Source organism: Pseudomonas sp. ES1, assembly GCF_050586605.1.
In the GTDB taxonomy this organism is placed as follows: domain Bacteria; phylum Pseudomonadota; class Gammaproteobacteria; order Pseudomonadales; family Pseudomonadaceae; genus Aquipseudomonas; species Aquipseudomonas sichuanensis.
Map to the genome: position 1 here is coordinate 1 of NZ_JBOBDM010000117.1, position 5,344 is coordinate 5,344.

2 protein-coding genes are annotated in these 5,344 nt (G+C 65.6%); both read left to right on the plus strand.

All coding sequences use genetic code 11. The features are described from left to right. Nucleotides 1-87 precede the first annotated feature (87 nt). Nucleotides 88-3,993, plus strand: a complete 3,906-nt coding sequence (hrpA, locus tag ACQ4N9_RS26325) for an ATP-dependent RNA helicase HrpA (protein ID WP_390967194.1) — start codon at nucleotides 88-90, stop codon at nucleotides 3,991-3,993. A 217-nt stretch (nucleotides 3,994-4,210) separates the two neighbouring features. Continuing rightward, the gene (locus tag ACQ4N9_RS26330; RefSeq protein WP_279848915.1) at nucleotides 4,211-5,332 is read left to right on the plus strand and encodes a beta-ketoacyl-ACP synthase III; all 1,122 of its coding nucleotides are present in this window, start codon (nucleotides 4,211-4,213) and stop codon (nucleotides 5,330-5,332) included. Nucleotides 5,333-5,344: the final 12 nt, after the last annotated feature.

The window sequence follows — 5,344 nt, forward strand, 5'->3', positions numbered from 1 at the left end:
GCAAAAAAACGGCAAATCTGCGACAATCCCGCCCCTTCGAATGCCGATCATGAATAAGCAGCGCCCGCTGCATCATTAAAAAGCCCCATGACAGACCACGCCATCGACCAACTGCTGAACAACCTCGACCACGCCATGATCGCCGACCGCCATCGCCTGCGGCGGCAACTGCATGAGCTGCGCAAGCGCCCAGACGAGGCCAAGCTTGCGCAGTGGGTGGAGAGGGTCCAGGCCTCCTTTGCCCAGGTCACCGCGCGCCAGCAGAGCGTGCCGAGCATCCGTTACGACGACAGCCTGCCGATTGCGGCCAAGCGTGACGAGATCAAGAAGGCCCTGGCCGAGCACCAGGTGCTGGTGATCGCTGGCGAGACCGGTTCGGGCAAGACCACCCAGTTGCCGAAGATCTGCCTGGAACTGGGGCGCGGCAGCCATGGCCTGATCGCCCACACCCAGCCGCGGCGGATCGCCGCGCGCAGCGTGGCGGCGCGGGTCGCCGAAGAACTCGGCACGCCGCTGGGCGCGCTGGTCGGTTACCAGGTGCGTTTCGAGGACCAGAGCGACTCCAACACCTTGGTCAAACTGATGACCGACGGCATCCTGCTGGCCGAGACCCAGCACGACCGCTTCCTCGAGCGCTACGACACGATCATCGTCGACGAGGCTCACGAGCGCAGCCTGAACATCGATTTCCTGCTGGGCTACCTCAAGACCCTTCTGCACCGTCGCCCTGAGCTGAAGCTGATCATCACCTCGGCGACCATCGACCTGGAGCGTTTCTCCAAGCACTTCGACGGCGCGCCGATCATCGAGGTGTCCGGGCGCACGTACCCGGTGGATACCTGGTATCGCCCGTTGACCAGCGAGCAGGACGAGGAGGGCAACCAGATCGAGGACGACCTCTCGGTCGACCAGGCGATCCTCGCCACCCTCGATGAGATTGCCCAGCACGAACGCAGCCAGGGCAAGGGCCCGGGCGATGTGCTGGTGTTCCTGCCCGGCGAGCGCGAGATCCGCGATGCCGCCGAGATCCTGCGCAAGGCGCAGCTGCGCCATACCGAGATCCTGCCGCTGTATGCGCGCCTGTCGCCGGCCGAGCAACAGCGGATCTTCCAGTCCCACAGCGGCCGCCGTGTAGTGTTGGCGACCAACGTTGCCGAAACCTCGCTGACGGTGCCGGGCATCCGCTATGTCATCGACAGCGGCACCGCGCGCATCAGCCGCTACAGCTACCGCGCCAAGGTCCAGCGCCTGCCCATCGAGGCGGTGTCCCAGGCCAGCGCCAACCAGCGTAAAGGCCGCTGCGGCCGGGTCGAGCCCGGTATCTGCATCCGCCTGTACAGCGAAGAGGACTTCAACGGCCGGCCGGCGTTCACCGACCCGGAGATCCTGCGTACCAACCTGGCGGCGGTGATCCTGCAGATGCTGCACCTGCGCCTGGGTGCCATCGACGCGTTCCCGTTCATCGAGCCGCCGGATGGCAAGGCCATCAGCGACGGTTTCAACCTGCTGCAGGAGCTGTCGGCGGTCAACCGCGAGAACCAGCTCACGCCGCTGGGCCGCCAACTGGCGCGCCTGCCGATCGACCCGCGGCTGGGCCGCATGCTGCTCGAAGGCGCACGCCTGGGCAGCCTGCAAGAGGTGTTGATCGTTGCCAGTGCGCTGTCGGTGCAGGACCCGCGCGAGCGCCCGCCGGAGCGCCAGCAGGCGGCCGACCAGGCCCATGCCCAGTGGAAGGACGTCGATTCCGACTTCGCCGCCCTGGTCAACCTGTGGCGCGGTTTCGAGGAACAGCGCCAGGCGCTGACCGCCAACCCGCTGCGCAACTGGTGCCGGAAGAACTTCCTCAACTACTTGCGTTTGCGCGAGTGGCGCGATGCCCATCGTCAGCTGGCGCTGATCTGCCGCGACCTGCAGCTTACGGTGAACAAAGAGCCGTGCGATTACCCACGCATGCACAAGGCGATCCTCAGCGGCCTGCTCAGCCAGATCGGCCACAAGGCTGAAGAGGGCGACTATCAGGGCGCGCGTCAGCGGCGCTTCTGGATTCATCCCTCGTCCGGCATCGGCCGCAAGCGCCCGCAGTGGGTGATGGCCGCCGAACTGGTGGAAACCACCAAGCTGTACGCGCGCATGGTGGCCAAGATCGAACCGGACTGGATCGAACCGCTGGCCACCCATCTGATCAAGAAGAACCACTTCGAGCCCCATTGGGAGAAGAAGCGCGGGCAGGTGGTGGCTTACGAGCAGATCACCCTGTACGGGCTGATCGTGGTCGGCCGCCGGCCGGTGCACTTCGGCCCGATCGACCCGGCCACGTCACGGGAGCTGTTCATCCGCGAGGGGCTGGTCGGCGGCGAGATCCAGTCGCGGGCCAAGTGCCTGGCGGCCAACAAACGCCTGCTCGAGCAGCTCGACGAGCTGGAAGCCAAGGCACGCCGGCGCGACATCCTTGCCGATGAAGAGACGCTGTACGCCTTCTACGAGGCGCGCCTGCCGCAAGAGATTCACCAGACCGCGACCTTCGACGCCTGGTACCGGATGACCAGCCAGAAGGATGCCGACCTGCTGATCATGCGCGAGGAAGACGTGCTGGCCCGCGAGGCCAGCGAGGTGACCGCCGCGCAGTACCCGGACCATCTGCAGGTGGGCGATCTGCGCCTGTCGCTGAGCTATCACTTCGAGCCCAACCACCCACGCGATGGTGTGACCGTGCGGGTGCCGGCGCCGCTGCTGCCGAACCTGCCGGGCGAACGCCTGGAATGGCTGGTGCCGGGGCTGCTGGAGGCCAAGTGCATTGCCCTGGTGCGCAACCTGCCCAAGGCCTTGCGCAAGAACTTCGTGCCGGTGCCGGACTTCGTCAAGGCGGCGCTGTCGCGCATGACCTTCGGCCAGGGCGGCCTGCCGCAGGCCCTGGGGCAGGAACTGCTGCGCATGACCGGGGCACGGGTGTCCGATGAAGCCTGGGCGGAAGCCGCCGGGCTGGTGGAAGGCCACCTGCGCATGAACATCGAAGTGGTCGACGCCGCGGGCAAGTTCCTCGGTGAGGGCCGTGACCTGGCCGAGCTGACCGCGCGCTTCGCCGCCGCCAGCCAGGCGGCGCTGGCCCTGCCGCGCAACGAGAAGGCCGAGCAGCCGGTGCAGGCCAAGGCCTTCACCCAGGTAGCGCAGACCGCCCAACAGAAGATCGCCGGGCTGTCGATGACCGTCTACCCGGCGTTGGTCGAGGACAACGGCAGCGTGCGCGAGGGGCGTTTCTCCACCCAGGCCGAAGCCGAGTTCCAGCACCGCCGCGCACTGCAGCGCCTGTTGCTGCAGCAGCTGGCCGAGCCGGCCAAGTTCCTGCGCGGCAAGCTGCCGGGGCTGACCGAGCTGGGCTTGCTGTACCGCGAGCTGGGGCGGGTCGAGGCGTTGGTCGAGGACATCCTGCTGGCCAGCCTCGACAGCTGCATCCTTGAAGGCGAAGACCCCTTGCCCCGCGACGGTGCCGGCCTGGCGTCACTGGCCGAGCGCAAGCGCGGCAGCTGGACCGAGCATGCCGAACGCCTGGCGCGCCTGACCCTTGAGGTGCTGAAGCTATGGCATGGCCTGCAGAAGCGCTTCAAGGGCAAGATCGACCTGAGCCAGGCGGTGGCGCTGAACGATATCAAGCAGCAACTGGCCAACCTGGTCTACCCGGGCTTCGTGCGTGAGACACCGGGCGTCTGGCTCAAGGAACTGCCACGTTATCTCAAGGCGGTGGAACTGCGCCTGGAGAAGCTGGGGTCGCAGGTGCAGAAGGATCGGGTGTGGAGTGGCGAACTGGCCAATTGCTGGGCCCAGTACAAGGCCCGTGCCGACAAGCATGCCCAGGAGGGCAAGCGTGACGAGCAGTTGCTGATGTACCGCTGGCTGCTGGAGGAGTACCGGGTTTCGTTGTTCGCTCAGCAGTTGGGAACGAAAGTGCCGGTTTCCGACAAGCGACTGAGCAAGCAGTGGAGCCAGGTGGAAGCCTAACCGTTGCAACTTGTGGCAAACTTGCTGGAATTTTGGGCCGCTTTGCGGCCCATCGCTGGCAAGCCAGCTCCCACAAGGTAATGCAATCGCTGTGGGAGCGGGTTTACCCGCGAACGAGGGCGCAGCCCTCGCCCGTAAATTGGCACCAAGGTGCCATTATGTTGCCCTTTTCCCGGCCTGCGCCGCATGGCGATGGCCTTTGACCAGAGGAACGACCGTGCACAACGTCGTGATCAGCGGCACCGGCCTGTATACCCCGGCCCAGAGCATTTCCAACGAAGAACTGGTGGAATCCTTCAACACCTGGTCGCAGCAGTTCAACCAGGACAACGCCGCGGCCATCGAGCGCGGTGAAATCGAGGCAGCGCCGTTGTCCGATGCCGCCTTCATCGAGAAGGCCTCGGGCATCAAGAGCCGCTTCGTGATGGACAAGGCCGGCATCCTTGACCCGCAGCGCATGAAGCCGCGCCTGGCTGAGCGCAGCAACGACGAACCCTCGGTGCTTTGCGAAATGGCCGTGGCCGCCGCCCGCCAGGCACTGGAGCGCGCCGGTCGCACCGCCGCCGATGTCGACGGCGTGATCGTCGCCTGTTCCAACCTGCAGCGCCCGTACCCGGCCATCGCCATCGAAGTGCAGCAGGCACTGGGCATCCAGGGCTTCGCCTTCGACATGAACGTGGCCTGTTCCTCGGCCACCTTCGGCATCCAGACCGCCGCCAACAGCGTGCAGCTGGGCCAGGCGCGTGCGGTGCTGATGGTCAACCCAGAGGTCTGCACCGGCCACCTGAACTTCCGTGACCGTGACAGCCACTTCATCTTCGGTGACGCCGCCACTGCCGTGCTGATCGAGCGTGCCGACCAGGCCACCTCGAAGCACCAGTTCGACATCGTTAGCAGCAAGCTGTGGACCGAGTTTTCCAACAACATTCGCAACAACTTCGGTTTCCTCAACCGTGCGGCAGAGGAGGGCGAGGGCGCCGCGGACAAACTGTTCATCCAGGAAGGCCGCAAGGTGTTCCGCGAGGTGTGCCCGAAGGTGGCCGAGATCGTCGGCCAGCACCTTGAAGAGAACGATCTGCAGCCCAACGACGTCAAGCGCTTCTGGCTGCACCAGGCCAACCTGAGCATGAACCACCTGATCGTCAAGAAGCTGTTGGGGCGTGAGGTGGCCGAGGAAGAGGCGCCGGTGATTCTGGACCGTTATGCCAACACCAGTTCGGCGGGCTCGGTGATCGCCTTCCATCTGTACCAGGATGACTTGGCTGCGGGCTCGCTGGGGGTGTTGAGTTCGTTTGGCGCGGGGTATTCGATCGGTAGCGTGATTCTGCGCAAGCGCTGATCTGCGGGTTCG